This is a genomic window from Pseudomonas sp. PGPR40 (assembly GCF_022014505.1).
Classification (GTDB): Bacteria; Pseudomonadota; Gammaproteobacteria; order Pseudomonadales; family Pseudomonadaceae; genus Aquipseudomonas.
In genome coordinates this window covers 19,838-45,035 of the sequence record NZ_JAKLSP010000022.1, presented here as the reverse complement: position 1 = coordinate 45,035, position 25,198 = coordinate 19,838, and the positions used below count along the sequence as shown (strand labels likewise).

Sequence of the window (25,198 nt, the reverse complement as noted above, 5' to 3'; positions counted from 1 at the left end):
TGCTCAATAGCGCTCGAAGCCGCGCTGCAGTTCCCAATCGGTGATTCGCCGGTCGTACTCTTTCTGTTCCCAGTCGGCGGTGTGCACGTAGTGGTCGATCACTTCATCACCGAACGCCTCGCGCAACATGCTCGAGGCCTTGAGTGCTGCGCAGGCGTCGCGCAGGGTTTTCGACACTTCAGGCAAATGCTCGTCGACGTAGGCATCGCCCTCGAAGGGCGGCGCGAGGTTGAGCTTCTCGTCGATACCGGCCAGCCCGGCAGCGATCAAGGCAGCAAAAGCCAGATAGGGATTGAGGTCGGCACCGCCGATGCGGCATTCGATGCGGATGGCCTTGCTGCCTTCCGCACACAAACGAAAACCCGCCGTGCGATTGTCCCGACTCCATACCGCCCGCGTCGGGGCGAAGGTGCCAGCCTGAAAGCGCTTGTACGAATTGATGTAGGGCGCGAGAAAACAGGTGATGTCGTTGGCGTATTTGAGCTGTCCGGCCACCCACGAGCGCATCAGCTTCGACATGCCGAACTCGGCCTTGGGATCGAAGAACAGCGATTTTTTGCCATTCTTGTCCCACAGCGAATTGTGCACATGGCTGCTGGAACCGGCGGCGTCATAGCGCCACTTGGCCATGAACGTGATCGCCTTGCCCTGCAGTTGCGCGATCTCCTTGCAGGCGTGTTTGATGATGACGTGGTGGTCAGCCATGGTCAGGGCATCGGCATAACGAATGTTGATCTCTTCCTGCCCCGGCCCCCATTCACCCTTGGAGTTTTCCACTGGAATGCCGCAGGCCTGCAGGTGTTTGCGAATCGCCCGCAGTACCGGCTCTTCGCGGGTGGTCTGCAGGATGTTGTAATCCTCGATGTAATGGCCGGCGGTCTTCGGCTTGTGGTAGTTGCGCTCGTGGATCGCCTCATAGCTCTCGTCGAACAGATAGAACTCCAGCTCCGAGGCGAACATGCCGGTATAGCCGCGTTCGCGCAGGCGCTCGACCTGCTTTTTCAGGATTGCCCGGGGGCTGTGCGGCAGGTCGCGCCGATGGTGGTGATCGAGTACATCGCAGAGCACCAGTGCCGTGCACTCAAGCCAGGGCACGCGACGCAACGTGGCCATGTCGGGTTTCAGGACAAAATCGCCATAGCCTTTGCTCCAGCTGGCCGCGGCATAACCCGGCACCGGTTCCATGTCGATGTCGTCGGCCAGCAGGTAATTGCAGCAGTGGGTTTCTTCATGACCGCTGTCGATGAAAAACTCGACCTGGAATCGCTTGCCGACCAGTCGTCCTTGCATGTCGACCATGCAGACCAACACGGTATCGATCTCGCCTGCGGCAGCGGCGCGCTTGAGTGCATCAAAGCTGAGAAGGGGCTCGGTCATCACGTCAATCCTGCGTGAAAGGTTTGGGCCTGTCTGAAATAGCTGTTGCAGACGCTCTCCAGAAAAAACCAAAACCTGCAGAATCGAGCATCGTGAGCAATGAGCTGCTGAAAGCTTAGCCTACTGCGCTCGGATGCCCGGTTTTAAGATTGCTGGAGTTTTTTACAGACAAAAAAAGAGCCTCGAAGCTCTTTGATGGGGAGGAAGTAGAGCCAGAGGCTCAAGATGCGCATGAAACAAGTGGTGAGCTTATTGGGGTTCAGTTCACTCATCACCTACGCAGCGGCCTTAAACCTCCAACCGCTACGTGTAACCATCGTAAGAAGCCGAGGGCTGGCACTCAAGTACCATTAGTCTAATCTTCGCGACCAAACTGCCTGGTGTTGGATCAACATCAACAGATCTTTTGATCTCTAACTACCCTGCCTGAACACCAACGCCTTCAACCCGCACTCAACATCGGCGTCGGGAAACTCCGGCGGATTTTCCAGCCGCTGCTCAAACCGCAAGCTCGGCGCTTCGCGGGTGACGCCATCGATGAGAAAGTCCGCACCGAAAGCCGGGTCGTTCATGCAGGCCAGCACTGTGCCTTGTGGGCTGAGCAATTCCGGCAGCCGGCGCAGTACGCGTTGATAATCCTTGGTCAGCAGAAAACTGCCTTTCTGAAAGGACGGCGGGTCGATGATCACCAGATCATAAGGGCCGCTATTGATGACTTTGCCCCATGACTTGAACAGGTCATGGCCGAGAAAACTCACCTTGCTCAGGTCATGCCCGTTGAGCCGGTGATTGTCGCGGCCACGGCTCAGGGCCGCGCGGGACATGTCCAGGTTCACCACATGCGTAGCGCCACCCGCGATCGCGGCCACCGAAAACCCACAGGTATAGGCGAACAGGTTCAATACCCGTTTGCCATCCGAGTTGGCCCGCACCCAATCGCGGCCATAGCGCATGTCGAGGAACAGACCGGTGTTCTGTTTGCGGCCCAGGTCCACGCGATACTGCAAGCCGCCCTCGGTGATCGTCATCTCGTCGATCGGCTCCCCCAGCAGCCATTCGGTGGTGCTTTCCTGCAGGTATCGATGTTGCAGCAGCAACGTATGCGCGCCGGATGTCGTCCATGCAGGCGACTGCGTGATCGCCATCAGCCGCTGCTTCAAATCGTCCAGTTGCGACGCTTGCGGCTCCTTGAACACGCAGACCAGCACCACGCCCTGCAGCCAGTCGACAGTCAATTGCTCCAGCCCCGGCCAGCAGCGGCCACGGCCGTGGAACAGCCGACGGGTTTCTGCGGGTGCAGCCGCAAGGGCAGTCAGCAAATGGTCGTGGAGGACGGAGAGGGCGTCTGGGTTCATCGGGCAAGGTCGGTCATGTAAAAGGGGCGGCATTTTAACCACAATTCGCCCCCCACGAACGAACAGCGCGCGCGTTTACCAATCCACCGAATAGCTGACCGCCAATCGACGGCCTTCGGCATGAGGGTAAGGCGCGGCCGCGTTGGCCTGCATGTAAAGCGTTTCATAGTTGCGATCGCTCAGGTTGTAGACGCCCATGTCCAGTTTGCCCACCGGCAGTTCCACGCCGGCCAGCAGGTCGACCGTGGTATAGCCTTCGATTTTACGACCGTTGCCATCCTGAAAACCGGCGTCGTAACTGTCCAGGCGCATGGCCTGCAAGCGCAGGTTGTAATCGTCCTGCTCAAAGGCGACGAAGGCGGTGGTTTTGGCCGGTGAGATGCGCGTGGCCGGCAGGTCGAGCCATTCGCCGTTCTGGCGGGTTTCGCCTTTGGTCCAGGCGTAGGTTCCGCCCAGCGACCAGGCTTGATCGAGGTGATACGTCAGGCTGGTTTCGACCCCGCGCACACGTTCTTTCTGATCGATCAGCCGTTGCGCACGGGTGACGGAGTCGTAGTACTGCGTTACGTCCGAGCGGTTTTCGAACAGGGTGACGTTGGCCTGCAACGACTCCCAGTCCCCGCGCCAGCCCAGTTCGTAACTGTCGACCTTGATCGCTTGAGCGTTGAGGTCCTGGATGTTGTAACTGCCGCGCACATCACGCAGGAAGCGCTGCACATCGGGCAGCGAGAAGCCCTGGCTGAAGTTGACGAACACATCCTGCGCACTGCTGATGTGGTAGACCGCGCCGAGGTTGTAGAGGGTGTCTTCGTACTTCAGCGTGCCGCCGGGCAACACCTCGGTCACGCCCGCTTGCCAGATGCCGCCAAAGGCAATGCTGTCGGCGACGTCGCTGTGAATCCACTCGTGCCGCGCACCGCCGCGCAGGGTCCAGTCGCCAATGTCCCAGCTCGATTGCGCGAAGAGTGCCGTGGTGTTGGTTTCAATGTCCGGGCCGAAGGCGTAGCGCTGGCCGGTTGGCGTGTAGGCCAACCCGTCGACGTTGTAGCGGTCACCCTGCTGGCTGATTTGTTCGTTCTCGAAGTCGGCGCCCCACACCAGATTACCGGTGGCGCTGCCAATCGAGGGCAGTGTGCTTTCCACAGCGGTGCGCAGGCCATAGACCTCGGCTTCGCTCTCGGAAGCCACGACCCCGGCGTTGGCGCCCCAGTTGTATGGGAAGAACCGCGCCTGCTGTTTGCGCCAGTAGCTTTCCACCATCAACTGCTGGCCGAACAGATCGCGATCGCTGTAATTGAAATTCACCGCCTGGTTATGGGTGAACGGCTGGTCGCTCAACTGCAATCCTTTGATCGCCACCGACTCGCCATTGCGAGCGCCCGCCACATAGCCGGTGTCTTGTTTGTCCTCGTAATCCTGCAGGGACAGGCTCAGGCGTCGGTCGTCATCCAGATCGAAGCCGAATTTGGCGTGCAGGTCATGGCTCTCGGTGTCCATGTCGCTGCCCTGAAACGCTTCCTGGGCGATGCGATTGCCGTTGCCATCGAACTGGTCATTGCGTTGCAACAGGTCCGCGGACAGGTACCAATCAAAGGCTTTTTCGCGCCCGGTCACGCTCTGGAACACTTCGTAGGCAAAACCTTTGCGATTGAGGTTGTCGGCGCTGCTGAGGCCTATGCGACTGCTCATCGCCAGGGATTGCCCCTCGTTACGCTTGGTAATGACGTTGATGATCCCGCCCGAGGCGCCCGCGCCGTAAAGGCTGCTGGCACCGGAAACCACCTCGATGCGTTCGATACTCGATGGCGCGATGCTGTTGAGCTGGCGCGAAACGTCGCGACTGGCGTTCTGCGAAACACCGTCGATCAGCACCAGCACATTACGCCCGCGAAGGGTCTGGCCGTAATTGCTCATGGTGCCGGAGGAGGGCGCCAGACCGGGCACCAGCGTGCCGAGAATATCGGCCACCTTGCGCCCGGCAGCCGATTGTTGCGCGATCTCCCTGGCCTGAATCAACTGCACGGTGCCGGGAATCGAGGCGATGCTGGTCTCGCTGCGTGTGGCGGACACCACGGTGTCGGACAGGGACAGCGAGCCGCTGCCCAGTTCCAGCGGCGCCGGAGCCGGTTGTAGCGTGACGCTGTTTTTTCCGCTGAAGCGCCATTGCAGGCCACTGTCGCGCAACAGGCTATCGAGTGCCTGTTCGGTGCTGTAATCACCCTTGAGCGACGGCGCCGTTTTGCCACGCAACAGCGCCGCATCGACGCCGATGGACAGCCCGGTCTGCGTGGCCAATGCCGTCAGTGCAGTGTCCAGCGGCTGGCTTGCCAGTTCGAAGTGATAAGTGTCTGTCGCGGAGTCGGCGAAGGCCGGTACCGCGCAGCTCAAGGCAAGCGCCAGAGCGCTCAGGCGAAAGAAGGAAAAGGTCTGGTTGGTCATTGTTGTAGCTCATGGAATCGACTGTATTAACTCCAATGACCGGGCTGAAATGAAATCGGGCAGTAGGAGCTGGCTTGCCAGCGAAGACGGCCCCACGTCATGCAACGCCGATGAAAACGCCTTCGCCGGCAAGCCGGGCTCCTACGAGGTTCACGGCATCTGTAGGAGCTGGCTTGCCAGCGAAGACGGCCCCACGTCATGCAACGCCGATGAAAACGCCTTCGCCGGCAAGCCGGGCTCCTACGAGGTTCGCGGCGTTCACGGCATCTGTAGGAGCTGGCTTGCCAGCGAAGACGGCCCCACGTCATGCAACGCCGATGAAAACGCCTTCGCCGGCAAGCCGGGCTCCTACGGGGGGCGGTGTCGTTCACGATGTCTGTGGCAGGAGCTGGCTTGCCAGCGAAGACGGCCCCACGTCATGCAGCGCCGATGAAAACGCCTTCGCCGGCAAGCCGGGCTCCTACGGGGGGCGGTGTCGTTCACGATGTCTGTGGTAGGAGCTGGCTTGCCAGCGAAGACGGCCTCACGGTATACAGCGCCGATAAAAACGCCTTCGCCGGCAAGCCGGGCTCCTACGGGGGGCGGTGTCGTTCACGATGTCTGTGGTAGGAGCTGGCTTGCCAGCGAAGACGGCCCCACGTCATGCAGCGCCGATGAAAACGCCTTCGCCGGCAAGCCGGGCTCCTGCAAAAGACGATTGCGCAGCTTGCGACAGGACTCAGCGCCGCCGCACCTGCACCAGATATTTACTGTAGGTTTCGATGCGGATTGGCAAGGACGCCTGCAATAGAGCCAGTGCGGCATCGCTATCTTGCGCGGGCAGTGCGCCGGTAAAACGCAGAGATTGTAATTGTGCGTCCGACGCCCAGACCAACCCTCGACGATGCTGTTCAATTTCAGCCAGTACGTCGGGCAAAGGCCTGTCGTGGAAAATCAGCTGGCTACGGATCGGGGCAACCGATTCAGCGGGGGTAGTCATCCAGCTCTGCACCGGCAGCCACTGGCCGACGGCGATCGCCGCCGGCAACACCAGGGCTGCGCCCATCAGGCGGGCGCGACGGGACCGGGTTTTCGGTGGCGGCGAGAAGGATTGCCACAGCTGTTGAAGCTGTTCGAACAGTTGTCCATGGCGCACATCTGCAGCCTGCCACGCGTTGAATTCTGCCAGTTCTTCAGGTGAGGGCGCCTCGTCCAGACGCACCAGCCAAGCGGCAGCCTGCTCGCGAATCTGATCCTGGGTGAGGATTTCACTCATCTCTTAACACCTCAGGCAAGGCGTCGAATAAACGAGCGTGACAGTGCGCGAGTGACTTGGCCAGGTACTGCTTGACGCTGCTTTCGGAGACCTGAAGGTGTCTGGCAATTTCGGCATAGGAACAGCCATCGACACGCGCCATCAGAAAAGCCTTGCGCGGTTTCTCTTCCAGCTCTTCGAGCAGCAGCAACAGCACTTTGCCGAGCAATTGGCGCACGGCAATGATCTGTTCCGGGCCTTGTTGGGCTTGCTGATCGAGTAGTACGACCATACTGCGCAGGGTTTCTTCCTCGACCCGGCGCCGATGATACTGATTGATCAACAGACGATTGGCTGCCACCAGCAGATAAGCCCGTGGTTCCTGCAATGTCGGCAAGACGTCCAGGCCCAGCAGTTTGACGAAGGTGTCATGGGCCAAGTCGGCCGCATTGTCGGGGCAGCCGAGCTTTTTGCGCAGCCAGCCGAACAGCCAGCCGTGATGCCCACGGTAAAGCTCGGAAAGGGACGAAGCGGACTGACCCGACACGACGAAACCTCGAACGAAGATAATTCGCAAATGGGAAGCTGTTGCAAATGCGAATGCTGTCATGTTGCTGTGCGACGTTCAAGTCCGATACGAACGCAAAAACAAGGATTCGAATCGCATCAAAACTGGCGCAAGGCTTGCATTTCGCGCGATTTCGTCATCCGGCTGTATCAAAAATGAATTTCCACGAAGTCCGCTGCTCATACCTGTAGGTGGCGGATTTGAGCCCGCGCAAATCATTTACGTAATCAGGGAGTGGCACAGTCATGGGGCCAGTATCAGCGACGGGCGCGCACTTGTCTGACGGTTTGATTCTTGTGGTTGAGGACGACCCGTTGATCCTGGAGTTTCTGTGCGAAATTCTTCAGGAGGAAGGCTTTGCGGTTGAACCCAAGGTCAGCGCGGACGCTGCGTCGCAGTTTCTGGAGCAGCATGCGCCAGAGGTAGGCCTGTTGCTGACGGACATCACCATGCCGGGCAAGCTCAATGGCGCAGACCTGGCGAATCAGTTCGGCGACCGTTGGCCGGACAAACCGATCATGATCATGTCTGGCTTCGAAACCCCGAAAAGTTCTGGGGTCAAGCACCCGGTTGCGTTCATCAAGAAACCTTGGGCGGTGGGCCAATTGCTCGATTGTGTGCAAAACGCCTTGCAGTCGAATCGACCCCTGTAGGCGCTGTCGCGGGTGATGTACATTGCTTGAAAATACTCGCCTGGTTCTTGCGAAAGGAAGTCCGCCCTTTGTCCCTTCAAGCATCCGTGTTCAACACCTCATACCGCGCCTTCCTGTTCGATATGGACGGAACCGTCCTCAACTCCATCGCTGCCGCCGAGCGGATCTGGACCACCTGGGCCTTACGCCACGGGATCGATGTCGATACCTTCCTGCCGACCATCCACGGCGTTCGCGCCATCGACACCATCACCCGTCTAGCCTTGCCCGGAGTAGACGCCGCTGCTGAAGCCGCGTGGATCACCGAGGCGGAAGTCGAGGATGTGGAAGGGATCGTCGAAGTGGCCGGCGCGGCGAGTTTCCTCACGTCGCTGCCTGCCAACCAATGGGCGATCGTCACCTCCGCGCCACGGTCGCTGGCCCTGCGCCGAATGGCGGCGGCAGGCATTCCTGAACCTGGCGTGATGATCACCGCCGAAGACGTCAGCGCCGGTAAACCTGACCCAGCGGGCTATTATCTGGCTGCTCGTCGGTTAGGGGTCGAGCCCACCGATTGTCTGATCTTCGAAGACGCCGCCGTGGGGATTCGCGCAGGTGAAGCGGCGGGTGCCCACGTCATGGTCATCACCGCGACCCATGTTCATCCGCTCCAGACCCCGCATGCGACCCTGGCCAGCTACGACTTGGTCGAGGCCCGAGTGGATCTCCACAGCCAAATCAGCCTGTACACAATCCAATGTTGAAGCGAGCTAATGTGTAGGAGCTGGCTTGCCAGCGAAGGCGGCCTCACGGCATGCAGCGCTCATGAAAACGCCTTCGCCGGCAAGCCGGCTCCTACATGGGGCATCGTGTTATGGCCATAACGGTAGCCGGAGGGTGGGTGAACTAAGCTTGGATAAGGATAAGTCTATCCGTTGATTGTTGGCTCATTGAAAGATCTCAGTGAGCCGGTGCTGCCACAAGGAGCACACGATGCTTCACATCAGAACGCCCCTGATTTTACACCCGGGTCTGTCGACCCCGGCCCGGCGAATCTGGCTCAAGCTGGAAAACCTGCAACCCAGCGGCTCGTTCAAACTGCGCGGCATGGGCCTGCTGTGCAGCCAGGCAGCGGAGCAGGGCAAGCGCAAAGTGGTTTGTCCTTCCGGTGGTAACGCCGGGTTGGCCACCGCGGTGGCCGCCGCCAAGCTGGGGCTTAAAGCCTGCATCGTGGTGCCGAACACCACCCCGGAAACCACCCGCGCCAGGATCAGGAAAACCGGTGCCGAGGTGATCGTCCATGGCAAAGTCTGGGACGAAGCCAATCAACGGGCGAAAGAGCTCGCAAAGGGCGCGGACACTGAATATGTGCCAGCCTTCGATCATCCGGTGTTGTGGGAAGGGCACAGCACGATGGTCGATGAAATTATCGAGGACTGTCCTCAGGTCGATGTGTTGGTAACGTCGGTGGGCGGCGGCGGTTTGCTGGCGGGCCTGCTCACTGGACTGATCCGTCATCGGCGCATGGATTGTCGGATCGTTGCTTGCGAAACCCGGGGCGCGGCGTCTTTCGCGGCGGCCGTCAGTGCCGGCCACCCGGTCAGGTTGCCGCGCATCGATACTGTCGCCACATCACTGGGCGCGGCACAAGTGGCAGCCTGGCCGGTGCAGCACATCCTCGACTTTGCGCACGAATGCGTGGTGCTCAGCGATGATGAGGCGATCATGGGCGTGGTTCGTTACGCCAACGACCTGCGCCAATTGGTCGAACCGGCGTGCGGGGTTTCATTGGCGGTGGCGTACCTGGACCATCCGGCGATTGCCAAGGCCCACGATGTGGTCATTGTGGTGTGCGGCGGCGTCAGCATCAGCGCACAGTTGGTAGCCGGCTGGGCGCGCCTGTCCGCTGGGGCGCAAGCAACCTAGGGCTCGAACACTATCCGGTGTTGCGAGCCCCACGGCCGACTTTTGCAGGTTTCAGCGTTACTGAGCAAGGATCGCTCTGGCCAGCTCCTCGTCGCTTGCCTTGAGGTCGGGATGATTTTGTCGAATTTCCTTCAACACCGATTCCAGGTAAACGCCGCGAATCGTACCGCCACTCGCCACGAAGCTAGAAGCGTCATCCCGTGCGGGAACCACGATTTTGTCATCCTTGAACGTCGAGTACAGCGATGCGGAAAGCCCCGCCGAGGTGGCGACATCTTTTGCCTCCACATCGGCCAGGGCCGAACCCACGGGCAAACAAAGCGCTAGCGAAGATATGAGCAACAGATGGCGCATGACGGCGTCCTCCGAAAGCGTAAAGGAAGTAACACATTATTTAGGATGCTTGACGCAGCTCAGGAGTTCCCTGCCGTTTCGATATAGGCGTGGGCGGCCGCTCAGAACCCGGAGTTAATCCTTAACGCGATCCGTAGCAGCTGCCGAGCCCGCGAGGCTGCGTTCGGCTGCTACACAGGTCGTGTTGCGCGAAGTGCCGGTTATCAGCGATTACGATGCTGCCAGCCGCGAGGGCTATTCTTGGCAATGCGCCCATCGTCATGGGAGACCTCTGATGATCAACGTACGCACTGCCCGCATGCTCGCCGATTACAGGCGCTGGGCCGATCAGCGACTCTTCGACAGCCTCATGGCGCTGCCACCGGAAGAGCTCAACCGCAAACGGATGTCGGTGTTCAACAACATCATTGGCACCTTGAACCATATCTACGTGGTGGACTGCATCTGGAAAGCCCACCTGGAGGGCCGAGGCCACGGCTTCAAAACTTCCCATGGTCTGCTCCATCCCGAACTCACCGAACTGCGACTGGTGCAGCAGGAGATCGATCAATGGTTCTGTGGATGGAGCTCGGCCCAGACCGATGATTCGCTGGATAAACCCATCGAATTCACCTCCGTCTCAGGGGAAAACGGGATCATGAGCGCCGGCGCGATGTTGTTACATGTGGTCAACCATGCCAGTTATCACCGAGGCTGGGTGGTCCAGATGTACTGCGAGATTCCGGCCCTGCCGCCGATCACCGACCTGCCGGTGTTTCTGCGAGAAGTCCCGGGGTACTGAATCGAGTTCCCGGCCTAAGCAAATCCCTGTGGAAGCAAGCCTGCTCGCGATAGCTGCCTTCCAGTCAACATCTGACATTGCGCTCTGTAGGAGCCAGGCTTGCCGGCGAAGGCGTCCTTAAGAGCGCCTTCGCCGGCAAGCCTGGCTCCTACAGTAATCATTGCTCCCACATAGAGCTTCTTCGTGATGGAGATCGTGTCAGGCCTGAGCAATCAAACTCTGCCGGCAATCAAGCACCAACAACGCACCACCCAGTTCGCTACTACCGACTTCCAGCGTAAACCCATGCAGGCTGACAATCGCCGCGACGATCGACAATCCCAGCCCGAATCCGCTTTGCGGGTTACCGCCTTCGGTGCGATAGAAGCGCTGAAACACCGCCTCACGTTCGGCCAGCGCAATGCCGGGGCCGGAGTCGAGTACTTCAATCCGCGTGTGCCCAGCGTCATTCACCCCACGCAAAATCACCTCGCCACCCGGCGGTGTGAATTTGATCGAGTTGCTCAGCAAATTCGCCACGGCTTCGAACAGCAACGCCCGGTCGCCGTTGAGTTGGGGCAGTGATTCGGGCAGTTGCAGTTCAAAGGTCAGTTCGCCTTCTTCCGCCAGCGGCAGATAAAAGTCATGCAACTCTTGCAGCAACGGCACTGGGTCCAGTTGTACGAAACCCGAACGGCGCTGGCGATCCTCCAGTTCGGAAATCCTCAACAGTCCACGAAAACGCGCCATCAAAGTATCCGCCTCGCCGAGTACGCAATCCAATTGCACGGCCAGCGTCGAGCCGTCATCGGCCTGCTGCTGAATCCGGTACAGCTGCGCCCGCAGGCGCGTCAGAGGTGTGCGCAGGTCATGGGCGATGTTGTCGCACACGCCCTTGACCTCGTTCATCAAGCGCTCGATGCGTTCGAGCATGGCGTTGACGATGGCGGCGAGCATGTCCAGTTCATCACGACGATTGGACAGCGGCAGGCGCCGGGTCAGGTCACCGGCGACAATGGCTTCGGCGCTGGCCTGGATCGCCCGGATCCGCCGTAGCGGGCGTCGTCTTAATAAATGCCAGCCGGCGATGCCGGGCAGAATGGTCAGCGACACGCCCCACAGCAGCGCGTGCAGGATGATTCGGGTCACGGCAAATAGCGAACCGTTGTCCCGCACCAACACCAGCCAGCGCCCGTCCAGGGTTCGAGTCGCCACGGCGTCGCAACTGTCGGCGGGCAGGGTCGGGTCGTCGGCGTCGACGCAGTTGCTGAGGATGTGGATCTTGCCGTCCAGCGGCAGGCCTTGGGGGATCTGGCGCAAGGGGCCGATGAGATAGCGCTGCTGGTCATCGAACAGGCCATAGGCATCGATGCCGCGAATGTCGAAAGTCACACTGGCGGCGAGGGCGTCCTCCAGTTGCTCGCCCGAAAAGCGAGAAAACAGATGCTGACGTTGCATCAGCGAATGCTTGGCCAGGGTGTCCAGGTAGCTGGACACCTCGTAATACATGACCCCCATGAGAATCCCGCTCCAGGCCACGAACAGCGAACTGTAGAGCGCCAGCAAGCGGCTGCTGGAGGAGCGCCAGCCTTTAGAGGGGTTCAGCAATGACATAACCCGAGCCTCGCACAGTCCGAATCAGTGGGACGTTGCCTGGCGGGTCGATCTTCTTGCGCAGACGGCCGATGTGCACGTCGATCAGGTTGGTGCCGGGGTCGAAGTGATAGCCCCAGACTTCTTCGAAAATCATCATCCGCGACAGAATCTGCCCGGTGTTGCGCATCAGAAACTCCAGCAACTTGTACTCGGTGGGCAACAGCGTCAGCAATTGACCGTCGCGGCTGGCCTCGTGGCTGATCAGGTTCAACTCCAGATCGGCCACGCGCAAGGTGGTGGCCTGGGCGGTCACGGTGTTCTGCCGGCGCAGCAAAACTTCGACCCGTGCGGCCATTTCATCGGTGGCGAACGGTTTGGTCAGGTAATCGTCGCCTCCGGCACGCAGGCCGCGAACCCGTTCATCGACATCGGAGAGAGCGCTGATCATCAAGATCGGCGTGGCCACGCCCATGGTGCGCAGGGTGGTGACAATCGCCAGGCCATCGAGCTCCGGCAGCATGCGGTCGAGGGTGATCAGGTCGTAGTCGCCGCTGACTGCACGCTCCAGACCTTCACGGCCATTGTCGACCCAATCCACGTCGAGGCCGTGGCTACTCAGTTCGGCGACGATTTCCCGGGCGGTCACGGCGTCGTCTTCGATGGTCAAGATGCGGGTCATAGGGCTTGCCTGATTAGGTGTTCAAGACGTTGCGCGACATTTTGCCAAGAAATGATCGATGGTTTTCTAAATAAAACTTCATGCAGGCGCCGTTTCAAGCAATGCATAAAACCCGCCGATCAGGCCTGCTCCTTGCAAACTGCATGATCCTGAGAAGTTCGTTGATTTCAACTCATTGAAATAAAACGATTTATTGAAGTGGTACGACTGGCACGTTGACTGCAATTGCTCGTTTGACGAGTTGTAACACCTGCCTGGAGCACTACAACAATGAACAGATCCTCTGATGGTTTTTATCCTGTCGCAGATGAGTTCAGCACGCTCTCGGGCGTGTCCTGGGCCGCTATCTTCGCCGGGGCCGCGGCGGCTGCGGCGTTGTCGCTGATCCTCGTGCTGCTTGGGTTTGGTCTGGGTTTTTCGGCGGTTTCGCCGTGGGCCCATGAGGGCGTCAGCGCCAAAAGCCTGGGTATCTCGACGATTGTCTGGCTGGCCTTTACCCAGATCGTGGCCTCCGGGCTCGGCGGCTATATCGCCGGTCGCCTGCGGGTGAGATGGGCCTACATGCACGGCGATGAGGTTTACTTCCGTGACACGGCCCATGGCTTCCTGGCCTGGTGTATCGCGACGCTGGTGACCGCGACCCTGGTGGTCGGCTCGGTCAGCAACATCGTCAGCGGCGGCGTGCAGGCCGGGGCCACGGTCGCCGGCGGTGCCGCCAGCGCCATGACCCAGGCGGCCGGCAGTGCTGTCGGCAATACCGACAGTGATCCATACGGCTACTTCATCGACAGCCTGTTTCGCGATGATCGGCCAGTCGCCGTCAGCGATGACGCCACCAATGGCACCGTCACCCGGATCTTCGCGCGCAGCCTGCGCAACGACGGCCAATTGGCGCCCGAGGATCGGGCTTACCTGGCACAACTGGTCGCCCAGCGGACCAACCTCACTCAAGCGGACGCCGAGCGTCGTGTCGATGAAGTCTATGCCCGCACCCAAAAATCCGTCGCCGACGCCAAACTGGCCGCGCAACAAGCGGCCGACACCGCAGCCAAAGCCGCAGCCTTGACGGCGTTGTGGATGTTCGTCGCGCTGCTGGCCGGGGCATTTTTTGCCAGCCTCGCCGCGATCTTCGGCGGTCGTCGTCGGGATGCCGTGGAGTATCTGGAAACCGATGCCTACGTGACCACCACCACAACCACGACGCTGCCACCTGTTCGCTAACCCGGGAGATCCATCATGCGTTCAATATTGCTGTTCCTTCTCGGCGTACCTATCCCGATCATCATTCTGATTGCCTTGCTGACGTGAGCCCTTTGAGGCGCTCTGCCTGCGCCGCTTCTATTTCAGGTAGAAGCGGCGTTTTGCTTTTCGGATGCCCAAGCAGCGAGAATCGTCCCCAGCGGCAGCGCATCCGCTCCCACTTCTGATTTGTGTTGCCTGACGGGAGAAATACCGTGGACAAAAAGGAAAGCAAACGGCAACTGGTGGCGATGCTCGAAAGCGGGCATTCGAAGACCGAAATTTTCAAGACGCTGTCCGGCGGGGAGGTCAAGGATCGGGTGCTGGCGTACTGGATCGGTGCTTATGCGGACCCTGCGCTGTGTCAGCGGCACTCCGGCAAGATCAAGACATTACTTTTCCTGACGATTGCTCAAGCGTTGCTCGGTGCAGTCTTCGGGTTCTTCCTCGGCTCGATGATCGGGCCAGGTGCCGCCGTGTTTTTCACCCTGTTTGCCGCAGGAGTGCCGCTGCTGTTCGCCTGGGGTTTTTATAAGAACGTTGCACAGGCCTACACCATTTACGTGATCCTTTCCCTGAGCCAGTTTCCACGAATGTTCCAGGGGTTTGAGGAAGATCCGCTGCTGACGCTCGTCGGTGCCGGGATCACCCTGGGCATGGTGTTTTTTGTCGCCTACCTTAAAACGCTGTTGTTCCCGGATCTGGGGTTTCTGGGTTCGAAGAAGGTCAAAGGACGCTACGTTTTTTCCAGTTGAAGATCGGTGCCGAGTGCGGCAGAAATGGAATGCTTGAGGGCGCCTTCGCGGGCAAGCCTCGCTCCTACAGGTAGTCAGTGCCCTCATGATCGGCGATGACCTGTGATGATCGTTCCCACACTCCGCGTGGGAATGCCGCCCCGGACGCTCCGCGTCCGATATGACGCAGAGCGTCATTGGATGCATTCCCACGCAGAGCGTGGGAACGATCGTTGTGGCTCAGTTAATCGGCGTACCGACAAACACCTCTAGCCCCTCGGCATACTCTGTGAACGCGCTGGTCCGCGGAAACTGCGCGGCCTCCACCTGATCCGGCACCACCAGGTTGGTAAAGCTCCAGGCCACCGCCAGGGTAATTCCGTCCTGCGCAATCGAACCGTCGGTTTTCAGCGGCTGTTTTTCCAGCTCCCGCTCCAGCGCCGAATACGCCGCGGCCAATTGCCCTTCGACCCGTTCCACCCAGGGCGCGTACTGAATCTCCGCTGGCCGCAGGTTGCGTTCGTAGTAAAGCTGCACCGACTTTTCGCACGCCGCCAATGCCAGACCGATCAGGCGCAGCGAGCGCAAGCGTTGCTCCGGATTGTTGGGTATCAGGCTTTTACCCGGCGCCGCCAGAGCCTCCAGGTAGTCGATGATCAGCGTCGAATCCATCAACACCTCGCCATCATCCAGCACCAGGGTCGGTGCCTTCACCACGGGGTTGATCTGCTGGAATTGCTCGAAGTTCCTGAACACCGAAACCGACTCATGCTCCAGCGGTATGCCCAGGCACTTGGCGGAAATGGCGACGCGCCGCACGTAGGGCGAATCCAGCATGCCGATCAGTTTCATTGAGCCTCTCCTTAAGACAGTCCATCGGGGATGGACAACCTTAGCTGAGGTTCAGCGACCTGCAAGCGGCATTAGGCTAATCCTCAAACCCCACTTGTTCGTGAATTTCATCAACCTTCAATTCCAGCCGATAAGCCACGGCGATAAACAGCGCCTGGCACAGGCACAAGGTTGCACTCAACGAGCGGAAGGCAAACGAGCTACCTTCGTTGACCAGCAGCACGGTGTTGGCGCGCTTGGCCAAAGGTGAAAGGTTGCTGTCGGTGATGATCAGGGTTTTCGCCTGATTGTGCTGGGCGATGCGCAGGCAGTGCTGGGTTTCCTTGCCGTAGGGCGTGAAGCTGATGGCGATCACCAGGTCATTGGCGCGCACGCTGCGCATCTGTTCGCGGTAGCTGCCGCCCAGACCCGACACCAGATGAATGCGCTTGTTGGTGTGTTGCAGGTTGTAGACCAGGTAATCGGCCACTGCGAACGAACGGCGCACCCCGACCACGTAGATGTTGTCGGCATTCACCACCAGATCCACGGCCTTGTCGAAGGACTGGTCATCGAGTTCCAGCCCCAGCCGTTCGATGCCCGACAGAGTGGCGTTAATGCATTCGCGCGCCAGATCGCCGCCGCTGGCTTTCTGCGACTTGTTGGCGATCATGCTGCGGATGCGTTGCTGGTAGTTCTGCACCGGCGTGGTTTTATGGGTGTAGGCCTCGCGGAACAGTGCCTGCATTTCGCTGAACCCGCTGAAGCCGAAGCGCTGGGAAAACCGCACGATGGCCGACGGGTGCACTTCGCATTCGCGGGCGATGTCGCTGATGCGGTCGACCATGATCCGGTCGCTCTGCTGGCTCATGTAGCTGGCGATGCGTTTGAGCTGACGCGGCAGGCTTTCATATTCATCGGTGATCAGCTGCAACAAACGCTCGGCATTGATCGGTGGGCTGGCGAGATCGCTGTCGGGCGTGCTCTCGGTCGTAGCCGGCTGATCGGTGCGGGACATAAGGAATCCTTCTGGCTTGTGCTTATTGTGCTTATAGAGATGACAGGTCGCGTCATCCCCCGGTACCTCCGGGATCAACGTCAAGCGGCATCTGGTAATCGTCTACAGCACCGCCGGGTTGCTTGCAGGCCTGGCGGGTGGCGTCGGGCGGATCACTGGCACCGTGATCGGCGCGTTGATTCTCGGGGTCATGGCCAGTGGCTTTACCTTTGTCGGTGTTGATGCTTATATTCAAGACATCATCAAGGGGCTGATTATTGTGGTGGCGGTGGTTATCGACCAGTACCGCAACAAGCGCAAACTCAAGCGCTGAAGCCGGACAAAATGCAGAAAAGCGCCACGCCTGACCTGCGTGGCGCAGCCGTTTGTCTTCTATATACAGCCGCTCGAGTGAATTTCTTGCTATAAACGCACTCCGATAAGCGCCTCAAAGCCTGCCATAGTGCACTTTCAGGGCTTTGTCGGACAGATTTGCTGTCTTTTCAGTTGCTGAGGCCTCAAGTGGGCCTTAGACTGCCGCCCCTCGTAAATTGAGTGCCGGGTGGCGCTTGGAATAAACGGCGCCTTTCCAATGACCGCTTCAGGTTCAACGGATCGCTCCCTAATTCGCCTTAATGCACGTTTTTTTATAGAGATATCAATGACAAAGGACAAGTTGCTGGCCATGCCGGCGGATGACTACATGAATGCCGAGCAACATGCTTTTTTCTCTGAGCTGTTGCAGAACATGAAAGTCGAAACCCATGAACGCATCGAACAGAATCGCATCGCCATCGAGAGCCTGGACACCCCGGCCGATCCGGCTGACGCGGCTTCTGTCGAAGAAGAGCGCACTTGGCTGGTGAACGCGATCGATCGCGACCAGCGCATGCTGCCTCAATTGGAACAGGCTCTGGAACGCATTAAGGAAGACAGCTTTGGCTGGTGCGATGACAGCGGCGAGGCCATCGGCCTGAAACGCCTGCTGATCAGCCCGACCACCAAGTACTGCATCGAAGCTCAAGAGCGTCACGAGCAGATCGACAAGCACCAGCGTCAGGCCTGATTTCGTAGCGTCCTGATTTGTGATGTACATATCAGTTTCTGCGGTAACGGCTGCGGGCGGTTTCGCTTTTACAGCGAGTCACTTGGAAAAGCCCCAAGTAACCAAGGGCTTTTGCCCCTGTCGTTCCCCACTGCGCAGAACCTGCGCTCGGCCTTCCGACGGGGCAGGTCAACATAAAAAGCCAAAGCAAAGCACCAGGAGCCGTTCCCACTCTGATCGTTCCCGCGCGGAGTGTGGGAACGATCAGGTGTACGCGCAGGTGTTGAGGAAGCAGGCCGGCCGGTAGGCCGCCGCGCAGTGCTTTTGCGGTACTCGCCCCTTCGAGAGGTCGAGCGCAGGTTCTGCGCAGTGGGCAATCCGGTTACCGCAGAAACGGATATACACCCAAACCCAAACCCAAACCCTAATGCGAAGTCCCCTCCACAAACTCAATCTTGTTCCCCACGTTATATTTACCCGACGGCTTGTTCATCGGCAGTCGCTTGATCTCCTTAAGGGTATTGCTGTCATACACAATCAGCGCGCCATCGCTGGCCCAGATGCTCAACAACAAGTAGCGGCCATCGCGAGTGAACTCAACGTGGGCAGCCGTCTTGCCAGGCATCGGGCGCAAGGTGTGGGCAATTTCCAGAGTCTGTTTGTCGATCAGGTGGATCGCATCGTTGTCCGGCCCGAAGAACACGTCAGTCCAGGCATACCGCGAATTGACGTGACTGCGCATGAAAAAGCCCGGCCCCAAGGTCGGAATTTCCTTGATCAGTTTCCAGGTCTTGAAATCGATGACCGAGATCAAGCCCTTGCTGATGTTCGGCGTGGCGAACACCCACTCACCGTTACGTTTCCAGTAGGTCCCGGACCCAAGATGCGGCATGCCCGGCAGCGGTATGTCGGTGACCACCTTGCCACTGTCGAGGTCGATCACCTGACCGCCCTTGGCCTTGCGCGACGTGGCCAGCAGTTGCTTGTAGTCCGGTGAAAAGGAAAAGTCGTCCAGCACATCTTCGGCCTGGATCCGTCGTGGTTCGAAGTCCGGTGTGCCGGCGCTCGACAACTCCCAGACTTCCTTCACATCCTTGAGCGCCACGATGAAACTGTCCCGTGACGGGGCGGTGTACACCGCGCTGACCCGTGACGCGGTGCCGTCCTGGCCGATTGCGGGGATGGTTTTGACCAGTGACAAATCGCGGGCATCGAGCACCACCAGATTGCCCGGCAAATAATTACCCACCAGCACCCAGCGGCCATCCTTGCTCACCGCCAGGTTGCGGGTATTGAGCCCGGCGCGGACCTCGGCGATCAGCTTCAGGTTGTGCAAGTCGTACAGGCTGACCCAGCCATCGCGTGAGGCGACGTAGACGAAGCGCCCATCCGGCGAGAACTTTGGTCCGCCATGCACCGCAAAGTGTGAAACAAACCGCGCCAGCACGTCGAAATGATCGCCGTCGAGGATGTTGATGTGATGGTCGCCGGCTTCCACCACCACAAACAGGTTCAGCGGATCGGCGCCATGCTGGGGCGTGTCGGGCAGTTTGCTGATATCGGCGAGAATGGAATGACTGCCGCGAATGTCGTCGTTATTCCAGGTGGGTGGAGTGGCGGGTGGTTGCTGAAGGTAATCCACCAGGGCGTCGATCTGTGCCGGACTGAACACGTTGGCATACCCGGTCATCTGACTCGCGGGACGGCCGTTCTGGATGACGCTGCGGATTTCATCGGGTTTGATCCGGCTCAGACTCTCCGGCAGCAAGGCCGGCCCCGTACCGCCTAAACGGTTGGCGCCATGGCAGCGCTGGCAATGTTGTTGGTAGAGGTCGGCGGCTGCTTCGGAGGATGGAAGCGCTACACCGGCATGGGCCGCGCCGACCCATAACAATGGGGCAAGCAGCATGCGCCTCATATCGCCACCTTACCGTGGCGTTGCAACACGGGAGCGGAGTAAAAGCGCGCCGGGTACTCCTGCTGTTGGGTTGCGAACAGATCGACCACTTTGCCGATCACTGTCAGCGTCGCAATGCCCGGTGGGCAATCCAGCGCCAGGGTCGGCAACTGGTGCAGCCTGCCTCGCGCGACGTACTGGTCGGGACGCGTGCCATTGCTGATCAGCGCCGCCGGTGTGTCGGCTGCCATTCCGGCTTCGATCAAGCGCTGGGCGATAATCCCGAGGTTCGATAACCCCATGTAAAACACCAGGGTCTGGCTGCTGTCGGCGAGGCTGCTCCAAGGCAATTGCAACTCACCATCGCGCTGCAAATGCCCGGTAATGAAGCGGCAGGAGTTGACCAGATCCCGATGGGTCAGCGGAATGCCCGCATAAGCGCTGCACCCGGAAGCGGCGGTAATGCCCGGGACTACCTGGCAGTCGATGTTGCGTTGCAGCAGATACTCCAGTTCTTCGGCGCCACGGCCGAATATGAACGGGTCGCCACCCTTGAGCCGGACCACGCGCTGCCCCGAATCGGCGAGGTCTGCGAGCAGTTCGTTGATCTGTTCCTGGGGCAGGCTGTGGCAACCGCTGGCCTTGCCGACGTAATGCCGGGCGCAAGTGAGGGGGATCAACGTCAGCAGCTCGGGGCTGATCAGGCGGTCGTAAACCACGGCGTCGGCCTGCATCAACAAGCTCCAGGCACGCAGGGTCAGCAAGCGTGGATCACCGGGGCCGGCGCCGACCAGGGCCACTTCGCCCGGTCTGAACGGAGACGCAAGTGCGGCCGGTAAAACAATCGATGGGTGCATGGGACGTCCTTGGTTCTTCATCAGGTGGGCCGGCCCCATCCTTTGCCAGATGGCTCGCCAGGCGGGTGCTTCAGTGCATGACGCAAGGGATGGTCATTAATGGCGGCATACCGATTTCTTCATCGCTGAGGTGGCAACCGGGGTCCTGGCCCCAGAGGTCGCCTTCGGCCCAGGCGCGGGTGCGGGTATTGCCGTTGCAGATGTTCAGCCAGCGGCATTGGCCGCAACGGCCACCGACGGCGCGCGGATGCACACGCAGCTGCTGCAACAAAGCGTCCGGGCGATCCAGCCACAGCGTGCGAAACGGCGTGTGCCGGACATTGCCCACCGAGTGCTGCCACCAATAGGTGTCGGGGTGCACTTCGCCGGTGTTGTCGATATTGGCGATGCCGCTGCCCGAGGCATTGCCGCCCCAGGCGCGGAGCATATGTTCCAGGCGCCGGTAATATTCGGGAAGATGCAGGCCCACCCATTGCAGCAAGAGAATCGCGTCGGCATCGTTGTTGCCGCTGACAAAATCGCTATCGCGGCCGTGCTGGATGTCTTCCCAGGCCCGTTCGAAAATCAGCGTCATTGCCTCGCGGCTCATCTGCTGCCGAGCGTCGAGCTGGCGGCTGCGTTTGCCGCGACCGCTGTAGTTGAGGTGCGACAGATAAAACTTCTGCACGTCGTACTCGCGCATCAGCGCCAGTAATTGGGGCAATTGTTGATGGTTCTCTTGAGTCAGGGTGGTGCGCAGGCCGACGCGGATGCCTTGTTCACGACAGAGCCGGATCGCTCGCATGGAACTGGCGAAACTGCCCTTGAGTTGGCGGAAGGCGTCATGGGTGGCTTCCAGGCCATCGATGCTGATCCCGACATAGTCGAAATTCGCCGCGCGGATGTGTGTGATGTTCTGCTCAGTGATCAGCGTGCCATTGGTGGACAACGCCACAAAAAAGCCCTTGGTACGGGCGTAGGCGCTGAGCTCAAACAGATCGTCACGCAGCAGAGGTTCACCGCCGGAAAGAATCAATACCTTCACGCCGGCATCGTGCAGATCGTCGATCACGGTCAGCGCAGCAGGCGTATCCAGTTCATCGCGAAAGACACTGTCGGCGGACGTGGCGTAGCAGTGTTTGCAGGTCAGGTTGCAGCGCCTGAGCAGGTTCCAGATCACCACCGGCGGCCGGTTGCTGCCCGGTGGGCTGGTTCTGGGCGCAGGCACCTGACCGGTCAGGGCACGCAGGTATTGGCTGATCCTCAACATGCAAATCTCCTTGAAATAAGCGCGTGTTCAGCGTGGCACTGGCGGCAGCCGCAAACCGGTTTTCTTCAGGATGCGGCTGCTCACCAGCATCTCGTCGGCGTCGCAGGCATCGCCCAGCAAGTAGCGCAGGTGTTCGCGGTAGCTGTCGATTTCCTCGCGGCTGCGGCCGTGGACCATGACGAACAGGTTGTAGCGCCACGCGGTTCGTCGCGGGCGTCGATAACAGTGGCTGACGAAGGGCTGCGCACCGATCAGTGCGCCGAGGCGCGGCATGTCGATGTCGCGCACATCCCAAACGGTCATGCCGTTGTAGCGATAGCCCAAGCGATAGTGGTTGGGGACGGCGGCGATACGTCGGATGGCGCCCTCGGCCTGCAAGCGCTTGAGCAAGTCCAGGGTGGATTCGATGCTCAGCTCCAGCTGTTCGGCAAGCCAGGCCCACGGATCGTCCAGCAATGGCAGGCCGGCCTGGGTCAACTCGATCAGACGGTGCGCCAGGGTGTCTTCAGACCGGGAAGTACAGACCGACATGGTAAATCTCCTCTTTGGGCAGGTTGAGCAGCGGCAGGCCGGTCAGGGTTTCGATGTGCTGCAGGGTTTCAGCGATACCTTGTTCGGTCGGGCAACCGAGCACGAACCACATGTTCCAGGCATGTTCGCGTCGGTAGTTGTGCGCCACTTCAGGCAGGGCGTGCAGTTGCTCGGCGACCTCGTCGAAACGTTCTTCCGGTACCGCCAACGCCGCGAGGGTGAAGGCGCCACCGAGGCGTTCGATGTCGAACATCGGGCCGAAGCGCGTGAGCATGCCGTCTTCCAACAGTTGATGAAGACGAGCGAGCAATTCGTTGCTGCTGCTGTCCAGTTCGGCGGCCAGTGCCTGCCACGGGTGGCGCACCAGCGGCAGGCCCAGTTGCAGGCGGTTGATCAGCCGACGGTCGAGGTCATCCATGGGAGGGGGCTCCTGTTGGCGAGGGGGCGAAGCGTCCGCCGCGCTGTTTGAACGCGTGAGTGCTGAACAGCAGTTGGTGGGGCAGATCGCTCAGCAGGTGTTCTTCCAGCAACGCCTGGATCTGCGCTTCGACCTGCGCACGTTGACGCCCGTGAACCATGCAGAACAGGTTATAGCGCCACTGCGGCAGGCGCCGTGGCCGTTGATAGCAGAGGGTGATGCCGGGCGCTCGCCCCAGGCGCTGGCCGACTTCGTCGATCAGCGCGTCCGGAACATCCAGGACCAGCATGGCGTTGGCGGTAAAACCCAGCGCACGATGGTTGAGCACCAGGCCGATCCGGCGAAATAGCCCTTGCTCATGCCACTGATGCATTTGCGCGAGCACCTGGTTTTCATCGGCGTCTATCCGTTCGGCGAGGGCCTGATAGGGGCGCGATACAAGCGGCAACCCATCTTCCAGATGCCGACGCAGCGCCAGCGCCTGTTTGTGACTCAACCCCGGCGTCATGGGCTTTCTCCCAGAGCAAAACCGAGGTCGATGCGGTAAGCGGTCAACATCGGCAGATCCAGCGGCATGAGGCCGGTGTCTTTCTCGAGTTGTTCGAGAACGCGCTCGATGTGTTGGCGATCAGGGCCAGTCAGCACAAACCACAGGTTGTAGAAATGCTCCCGCGCGTAGTTATGGTTGACCTCGGGATACTGGCTGACGTGCTCGGCGACCTGTTGCAAGCGTTCGGCGGGCACGGCGAGGGCGGCGAGAGTGCTGGCCCCGGCGCGACTGTGTTCGAACACCGGGCCGATCCGTGAGAGGGTGCCGGCCTGATCCATTTCTTCCAGGCAAGCCATCACCTGGCCCACGCGGCAACCGAGAATCCGCGCCATCTCCTTGTACGGTTCCGCGCACAACGGCATGCCGTGCTGGAAGCGGTCGATCAGTTGGCGGCTGAGCAGGTCGAGGTTCATTTCAATAACCCATTTTTTGCGCGCGACTGCTGAAGAAGATGCCGCTCGGCGCAGTGGCGGGAAGGGTGCTCAGCTGCTTCAAGCTGTACGGGTCCCAGACCTGAACCTGATCGCCATCGCGTAACGACAGCCACAACTGATCGCCGCGGGCGGTGAATTCCATGTGCAGCACCGCCGGCCCTGGCCGCAGATCGGCGACCACGGCATGGATTTCGCTGTCGATAACTTGAACCCGATCGTTGTCCGGGTAGGCGAAATTGACCCACAGCTGCCGACCGTCCGGCCGCGCCGTGACGAACACCGGTTGGCCGGCCACCGGGATGGCAGCGGTCTGCTGCCACGTGCGCGAATCCATCACCAGCACCTGGTGACGGCCGACGGCGGGTACGAAGGCCTGGTGATCGGCAACGGCCCAGCCCTCCAGATGCGGCATCTTATAGACGGGCAATTTCGCCTGGCCGCGTCCGTAATCACCGAGCACTCGCTGTACACCACGCTCCGGATGCCAGAGGTCGAGTTGTGCCATGCCGTCTTCGCCGAACAGTCCAGCCATGTAATAGCGACCATCCGGGGTCACCAACGCGTCGTAGGGTTGCTGGCCGATGTCGGTGAAACGGCTGATCCGAGGCGTGTTGCCCTGACTGAAATCGGCGGTCCAGATCTCGCCGGTATCGAACAGGCTGAACACAAAACGCTGACCGGGCGCGTCGACCAGGCCGACCACCCGTGAGCGCTTGCTGCCATCAGCCAGGGGCGTGGCCGGGATATCGGCCACCAGTTGCAGGGTCTCGGCATCGAACACCTTGACCCCGCCGGGCACGTAGTTGGACACGGCGATGAGTTTGCCGTCCTGACTGATCGCGCCGCCGATGCTGTTGCCGCCCTGTATCACCCGTTGATCGATGCGTTGGGTCAGCAGGTCGATCTTGCTCAGCCCACCGTCGCGGCCGAACACATAGGCATAACGCTGGTCGCGGGAAAACACCACCGAGGCATGGGACAGATCGCCGAAACCCTCGAGTCGGACCAGTGCCGTGCGGGTGTCGCTTTCGATGATTTGCACGCTACCCGTGGCGCGCTCCACCACCACGCCCAGATCGCCGGTACCACGCAACGGTGGCTGAACACACGCGGACAACAACAGCCCGGTCGCCGCTAAAAGCAGGGTTGAACGGATCATGGTGCGGGGTATCCCTGGAGAAGAAGATCGACCAGCCAACGGATGTCGTCCGGGCTGAGCAACGGAGCCCAGCCGGGCATCGCGGTGCCGGGCCGGCCTTGGCTGACGGTGGCTATAAGGCTGTCCCTGGACTTTCCCGCCAGCGTTGCGCGGGTCAGGTCGGGACCCAACCCGCCAGTCATGTGCAGGCCATGGCAGGCGCCGCAGTCCTGGGCCAGCAAATGTTCGAGTTGCGCCTGACGCTTGGCGTCCGGCGCGGCAACCGCGGTTGCGCAAATGAGGAGGAGGGCCGCCAGAATCGCAGCGTGTCGATAAACCTTCATGACGCCCTCCAGTT

General features: G+C 60.2%; 27 protein-coding genes and 1 pseudogene. 9 read left to right on the top strand and 19 right to left on the bottom strand.

Annotated elements, in window-relative coordinates; translation table 11 throughout:
- Positions 1 to 3: 3 nt before the first annotated feature.
- The 3 genes from MEB48_RS19190 to MEB48_RS19180 all read right to left on the bottom strand — a co-directional run bounded on the left by MEB48_RS19190 (position 4) and on the right by MEB48_RS19180 (position 5,171).
- Complete coding sequence (locus MEB48_RS19190) at positions 4 to 1,377, bottom strand: glutamine synthetase family protein (RefSeq protein WP_237885535.1); 1,374 nt, start codon at positions 1,375 to 1,377, stop codon at positions 4 to 6.
- Between the two features lie 413 nt (positions 1,378 to 1,790).
- Complete coding sequence (locus MEB48_RS19185) at positions 1,791 to 2,732, bottom strand: class I SAM-dependent methyltransferase (RefSeq protein ID WP_237885534.1); 942 nt, start codon at positions 2,730 to 2,732, stop codon at positions 1,791 to 1,793.
- A 75-nt stretch (positions 2,733 to 2,807) separates the two neighbouring features.
- Positions 2,808 to 5,171, bottom strand: a complete 2,364-nt coding sequence (locus tag MEB48_RS19180; RefSeq protein WP_237885533.1) for a TonB-dependent receptor domain-containing protein — start codon at positions 5,169 to 5,171, stop codon at positions 2,808 to 2,810.
- 49 nt (positions 5,172 to 5,220) lie between these two features.
- Here MEB48_RS19180 and MEB48_RS19175 point away from each other — a divergent pair, with 49 nt between their 5' ends.
- Positions 5,221 to 5,604, top strand: coding sequence for a hypothetical protein (locus MEB48_RS19175; protein ID WP_237885532.1), 384 nt, complete (start codon positions 5,221 to 5,223; stop codon positions 5,602 to 5,604).
- 285 nt (positions 5,605 to 5,889) lie between these two features.
- On the opposite strand, the gene MEB48_RS19170 is transcribed toward MEB48_RS19175, so the two are convergent.
- Both MEB48_RS19170 and MEB48_RS19165 read right to left on the bottom strand, forming a co-directional pair.
- Positions 5,890 to 6,426, bottom strand: coding sequence for a FecR family protein (locus MEB48_RS19170; RefSeq protein ID WP_237885531.1), 537 nt, complete (start codon positions 6,424 to 6,426; stop codon positions 5,890 to 5,892).
- Positions 6,419 to 6,952, bottom strand: coding sequence for a sigma-70 family RNA polymerase sigma factor (locus tag MEB48_RS19165; protein ID WP_237885530.1), 534 nt, complete (start codon positions 6,950 to 6,952; stop codon positions 6,419 to 6,421). Before MEB48_RS19165 ends, MEB48_RS19170 begins: the two co-directional genes overlap by 8 nt.
- Before the next feature lie 266 nt (positions 6,953 to 7,218).
- On the opposite strand from MEB48_RS19165, the gene MEB48_RS19160 reads away from it, so the two are divergent.
- The 3 genes from MEB48_RS19160 to MEB48_RS19150 all read left to right on the top strand — a co-directional run bounded on the left by MEB48_RS19160 (position 7,219) and on the right by MEB48_RS19150 (position 9,531).
- Positions 7,219 to 7,626, top strand: coding sequence for a response regulator (locus MEB48_RS19160; RefSeq protein WP_237885529.1), 408 nt, complete (start codon positions 7,219 to 7,221; stop codon positions 7,624 to 7,626).
- 68 nt (positions 7,627 to 7,694) lie between these two features.
- Entirely contained in the window at positions 7,695 to 8,369 is a 675-nt protein-coding gene (locus MEB48_RS19155; RefSeq protein WP_237885528.1) for an HAD family hydrolase, read from the top strand.
- 229 nt (positions 8,370 to 8,598) lie between these two features.
- Positions 8,599 to 9,531: a pyridoxal-phosphate dependent enzyme gene (locus tag MEB48_RS19150; protein ID WP_237885527.1), complete on the top strand. Its 933-nt coding sequence runs from the start codon at positions 8,599 to 8,601 to the stop codon at positions 9,529 to 9,531.
- A 57-nt stretch (positions 9,532 to 9,588) separates the two neighbouring features.
- Here the strand turns inward: MEB48_RS19150 and MEB48_RS19145 are convergent, their stop codons facing one another.
- Positions 9,589 to 9,885, bottom strand: a complete 297-nt coding sequence (locus tag MEB48_RS19145; RefSeq protein WP_237885526.1) for a DUF2388 domain-containing protein — start codon at positions 9,883 to 9,885, stop codon at positions 9,589 to 9,591.
- A 274-nt stretch (positions 9,886 to 10,159) separates the two neighbouring features.
- Here MEB48_RS19145 and MEB48_RS19140 point away from each other — a divergent pair, with 274 nt between their 5' ends.
- On the top strand, positions 10,160 to 10,666 hold the full coding sequence (locus MEB48_RS19140; RefSeq protein WP_237885525.1) for a DinB family protein: 507 nt from the start codon (positions 10,160 to 10,162) through the stop codon (positions 10,664 to 10,666).
- Between the two features lie 198 nt (positions 10,667 to 10,864).
- Here MEB48_RS19140 and MEB48_RS19135 read toward each other — a convergent pair whose 3' ends face one another.
- Together MEB48_RS19135 and MEB48_RS19130 are read right to left on the bottom strand one after the other, a co-directional pair.
- Positions 10,865 to 12,259, bottom strand: coding sequence for a sensor histidine kinase (locus tag MEB48_RS19135; protein ID WP_237885524.1), 1,395 nt, complete (start codon positions 12,257 to 12,259; stop codon positions 10,865 to 10,867).
- Positions 12,237 to 12,920: a response regulator transcription factor gene (locus MEB48_RS19130; RefSeq protein WP_237885523.1), complete on the bottom strand. Its 684-nt coding sequence runs from the start codon at positions 12,918 to 12,920 to the stop codon at positions 12,237 to 12,239. The genes MEB48_RS19135 and MEB48_RS19130 overlap by 23 nt, the downstream gene beginning before the upstream one ends.
- A 270-nt stretch (positions 12,921 to 13,190) precedes the next feature.
- Between MEB48_RS19130 and MEB48_RS19125 the strand changes: the two genes are divergently transcribed.
- Both MEB48_RS19125 and MEB48_RS19120 read left to right on the top strand, forming a co-directional pair.
- On the top strand, positions 13,191 to 14,141 hold the full coding sequence (locus MEB48_RS19125; RefSeq protein ID WP_237885522.1) for a hypothetical protein: 951 nt from the start codon (positions 13,191 to 13,193) through the stop codon (positions 14,139 to 14,141).
- Between the two features lie 233 nt (positions 14,142 to 14,374).
- Positions 14,375 to 14,914, top strand: coding sequence for a hypothetical protein (locus MEB48_RS19120; RefSeq protein ID WP_237885521.1), 540 nt, complete (start codon positions 14,375 to 14,377; stop codon positions 14,912 to 14,914).
- 219 nt (positions 14,915 to 15,133) lie between these two features.
- On the opposite strand, the gene MEB48_RS19115 is transcribed toward MEB48_RS19120, so the two are convergent.
- The gene (locus MEB48_RS19115; RefSeq protein WP_237885520.1) at positions 15,134 to 15,745 is read right to left on the bottom strand and encodes a glutathione S-transferase; all 612 of its coding nucleotides are present in this window, start codon (positions 15,743 to 15,745) and stop codon (positions 15,134 to 15,136) included.
- A 76-nt stretch (positions 15,746 to 15,821) separates the two neighbouring features.
- On the bottom strand, positions 15,822 to 16,742 hold the full coding sequence (locus MEB48_RS19110) for a MurR/RpiR family transcriptional regulator (protein ID WP_237885519.1): 921 nt from the start codon (positions 16,740 to 16,742) through the stop codon (positions 15,822 to 15,824).
- 64 nt (positions 16,743 to 16,806) lie between these two features.
- Here MEB48_RS19110 and MEB48_RS19105 point away from each other — a divergent pair.
- Positions 16,807 to 17,055, top strand: a pseudogene (locus MEB48_RS19105) (ABC transporter permease); the annotation flags it as partial.
- Between the two features lie 327 nt (positions 17,056 to 17,382).
- The gene (locus MEB48_RS19100; RefSeq protein ID WP_007907888.1) at positions 17,383 to 17,787 is read left to right on the top strand and encodes a TraR/DksA family transcriptional regulator; all 405 of its coding nucleotides are present in this window, start codon (positions 17,383 to 17,385) and stop codon (positions 17,785 to 17,787) included.
- A 403-nt stretch (positions 17,788 to 18,190) separates the two neighbouring features.
- Here the strand turns inward: MEB48_RS19100 and MEB48_RS19095 are convergent, their stop codons facing one another.
- The 9 genes from MEB48_RS19095 to MEB48_RS19055 form a co-directional block, all read right to left on the bottom strand.
- Positions 18,191 to 19,684 carry a nitrite reductase gene (locus MEB48_RS19095; RefSeq protein WP_237885518.1) on the bottom strand — a complete coding sequence of 498 codons (1,494 nt, stop codon included), beginning with the start codon at positions 19,682 to 19,684 and terminating at the stop codon, positions 18,191 to 18,193.
- Positions 19,681 to 20,520: a uroporphyrinogen-III C-methyltransferase gene (cobA, locus tag MEB48_RS19090; RefSeq protein ID WP_237885517.1), complete on the bottom strand. Its 840-nt coding sequence runs from the start codon at positions 20,518 to 20,520 to the stop codon at positions 19,681 to 19,683. The genes MEB48_RS19095 and cobA overlap by 4 nt, the downstream gene beginning before the upstream one ends.
- A gap of 70 nt (positions 20,521 to 20,590) precedes the next feature.
- Positions 20,591 to 21,769, bottom strand: a complete 1,179-nt coding sequence (nirJ, locus tag MEB48_RS19085) for a heme d1 biosynthesis radical SAM protein NirJ (RefSeq protein ID WP_237885516.1) — start codon at positions 21,767 to 21,769, stop codon at positions 20,591 to 20,593.
- A gap of 27 nt (positions 21,770 to 21,796) precedes the next feature.
- Positions 21,797 to 22,300 (bottom strand): siroheme decarboxylase subunit beta, encoded by a 504-nt coding sequence (ahbB, locus tag MEB48_RS19080; protein ID WP_237885515.1) that lies wholly within the window; start codon positions 22,298 to 22,300, stop codon positions 21,797 to 21,799.
- Positions 22,275 to 22,718 carry an Lrp/AsnC family transcriptional regulator gene (locus tag MEB48_RS19075; protein WP_237885514.1) on the bottom strand — a complete coding sequence of 148 codons (444 nt, stop codon included), beginning with the start codon at positions 22,716 to 22,718 and terminating at the stop codon, positions 22,275 to 22,277. Before MEB48_RS19075 ends, ahbB (MEB48_RS19080) begins: the two co-directional genes overlap by 26 nt.
- Complete coding sequence (ahbB, locus tag MEB48_RS19070) at positions 22,711 to 23,226, bottom strand: siroheme decarboxylase subunit beta (protein WP_237885513.1); 516 nt, start codon at positions 23,224 to 23,226, stop codon at positions 22,711 to 22,713. Before ahbB (MEB48_RS19070) ends, MEB48_RS19075 begins: the two co-directional genes overlap by 8 nt.
- On the bottom strand, positions 23,223 to 23,681 hold the full coding sequence (locus MEB48_RS19065) for an Lrp/AsnC family transcriptional regulator (RefSeq protein WP_237885512.1): 459 nt from the start codon (positions 23,679 to 23,681) through the stop codon (positions 23,223 to 23,225). Before MEB48_RS19065 ends, ahbB (MEB48_RS19070) begins: the two co-directional genes overlap by 4 nt.
- A 1-nt stretch (position 23,682) precedes the next feature.
- Positions 23,683 to 24,861, bottom strand: a complete 1,179-nt coding sequence (locus tag MEB48_RS19060; protein WP_237885511.1) for a cytochrome D1 domain-containing protein — start codon at positions 24,859 to 24,861, stop codon at positions 23,683 to 23,685.
- Positions 24,858 to 25,184, bottom strand: coding sequence for a c-type cytochrome (locus MEB48_RS19055; RefSeq protein WP_237885510.1), 327 nt, complete (start codon positions 25,182 to 25,184; stop codon positions 24,858 to 24,860). Before MEB48_RS19055 ends, MEB48_RS19060 begins: the two co-directional genes overlap by 4 nt.
- Positions 25,185 to 25,198: the final 14 nt, after the last annotated feature.

What these genes read in the sequence shown, in the direction of transcription:
- MEB48_RS19100 (WP_007907888.1), top strand. Translation starts at nt 17,383, where the DNA reads ATGACAAAGGACAAGTTGCTGGCCATGCCGGCGGATGACTACATGAAT.
- ahbB (WP_237885513.1), bottom strand. Translation starts at nt 23,226, where the DNA reads ATGACGCCGGGGTTGAGTCACAAACAGGCGCTGGCGCTGCGTCGGCAT.
- MEB48_RS19075 (WP_237885514.1), bottom strand. Translation starts at nt 22,718, where the DNA reads ATGGATGACCTCGACCGTCGGCTGATCAACCGCCTGCAACTGGGCCTG.
- MEB48_RS19125 (WP_237885522.1), top strand. Translation starts at nt 13,191, where the DNA reads ATGAACAGATCCTCTGATGGTTTTTATCCTGTCGCAGATGAGTTCAGC.
- MEB48_RS19130 (WP_237885523.1), bottom strand. Translation starts at nt 12,920, where the DNA reads ATGACCCGCATCTTGACCATCGAAGACGACGCCGTGACCGCCCGGGAA.
- MEB48_RS19180 (WP_237885533.1), bottom strand. Translation starts at nt 5,171, where the DNA reads ATGACCAACCAGACCTTTTCCTTCTTTCGCCTGAGCGCTCTGGCGCTT.
- MEB48_RS19170 (WP_237885531.1), bottom strand. Translation starts at nt 6,426, where the DNA reads ATGAGTGAAATCCTCACCCAGGATCAGATTCGCGAGCAGGCTGCCGCT.
- cobA (WP_237885517.1), bottom strand. Translation starts at nt 20,520, where the DNA reads ATGCACCCATCGATTGTTTTACCGGCCGCACTTGCGTCTCCGTTCAGA.
- nirJ (WP_237885516.1), bottom strand. Translation starts at nt 21,769, where the DNA reads ATGTTGAGGATCAGCCAATACCTGCGTGCCCTGACCGGTCAGGTGCCT.
- MEB48_RS19140 (WP_237885525.1), top strand. Translation starts at nt 10,160, where the DNA reads ATGATCAACGTACGCACTGCCCGCATGCTCGCCGATTACAGGCGCTGG.
- MEB48_RS19145 (WP_237885526.1), bottom strand. Translation starts at nt 9,885, where the DNA reads ATGCGCCATCTGTTGCTCATATCTTCGCTAGCGCTTTGTTTGCCCGTG.
- MEB48_RS19150 (WP_237885527.1), top strand. Translation starts at nt 8,599, where the DNA reads ATGCTTCACATCAGAACGCCCCTGATTTTACACCCGGGTCTGTCGACC.
- ahbB (WP_237885515.1), bottom strand. Translation starts at nt 22,300, where the DNA reads ATGTCGGTCTGTACTTCCCGGTCTGAAGACACCCTGGCGCACCGTCTG.
- MEB48_RS19160 (WP_237885529.1), top strand. Translation starts at nt 7,219, where the DNA reads ATGGGGCCAGTATCAGCGACGGGCGCGCACTTGTCTGACGGTTTGATT.
- MEB48_RS19065 (WP_237885512.1), bottom strand. Translation starts at nt 23,681, where the DNA reads ATGAACCTCGACCTGCTCAGCCGCCAACTGATCGACCGCTTCCAGCAC.
- MEB48_RS19095 (WP_237885518.1), bottom strand. Translation starts at nt 19,684, where the DNA reads ATGAGGCGCATGCTGCTTGCCCCATTGTTATGGGTCGGCGCGGCCCAT.
- MEB48_RS19190 (WP_237885535.1), bottom strand. Translation starts at nt 1,377, where the DNA reads ATGACCGAGCCCCTTCTCAGCTTTGATGCACTCAAGCGCGCCGCTGCC.
- MEB48_RS19135 (WP_237885524.1), bottom strand. Translation starts at nt 12,259, where the DNA reads ATGTCATTGCTGAACCCCTCTAAAGGCTGGCGCTCCTCCAGCAGCCGC.
- MEB48_RS19185 (WP_237885534.1), bottom strand. Translation starts at nt 2,732, where the DNA reads ATGAACCCAGACGCCCTCTCCGTCCTCCACGACCATTTGCTGACTGCC.
- MEB48_RS19110 (WP_237885519.1), bottom strand. Translation starts at nt 16,742, where the DNA reads ATGTCCCGCACCGATCAGCCGGCTACGACCGAGAGCACGCCCGACAGC.
- MEB48_RS19175 (WP_237885532.1), top strand. Translation starts at nt 5,221, where the DNA reads ATGAAATCGGGCAGTAGGAGCTGGCTTGCCAGCGAAGACGGCCCCACG.
- MEB48_RS19115 (WP_237885520.1), bottom strand. Translation starts at nt 15,745, where the DNA reads ATGAAACTGATCGGCATGCTGGATTCGCCCTACGTGCGGCGCGTCGCC.
- MEB48_RS19055 (WP_237885510.1), bottom strand. Translation starts at nt 25,184, where the DNA reads ATGAAGGTTTATCGACACGCTGCGATTCTGGCGGCCCTCCTCCTCATT.
- MEB48_RS19060 (WP_237885511.1), bottom strand. Translation starts at nt 24,861, where the DNA reads ATGATCCGTTCAACCCTGCTTTTAGCGGCGACCGGGCTGTTGTTGTCC.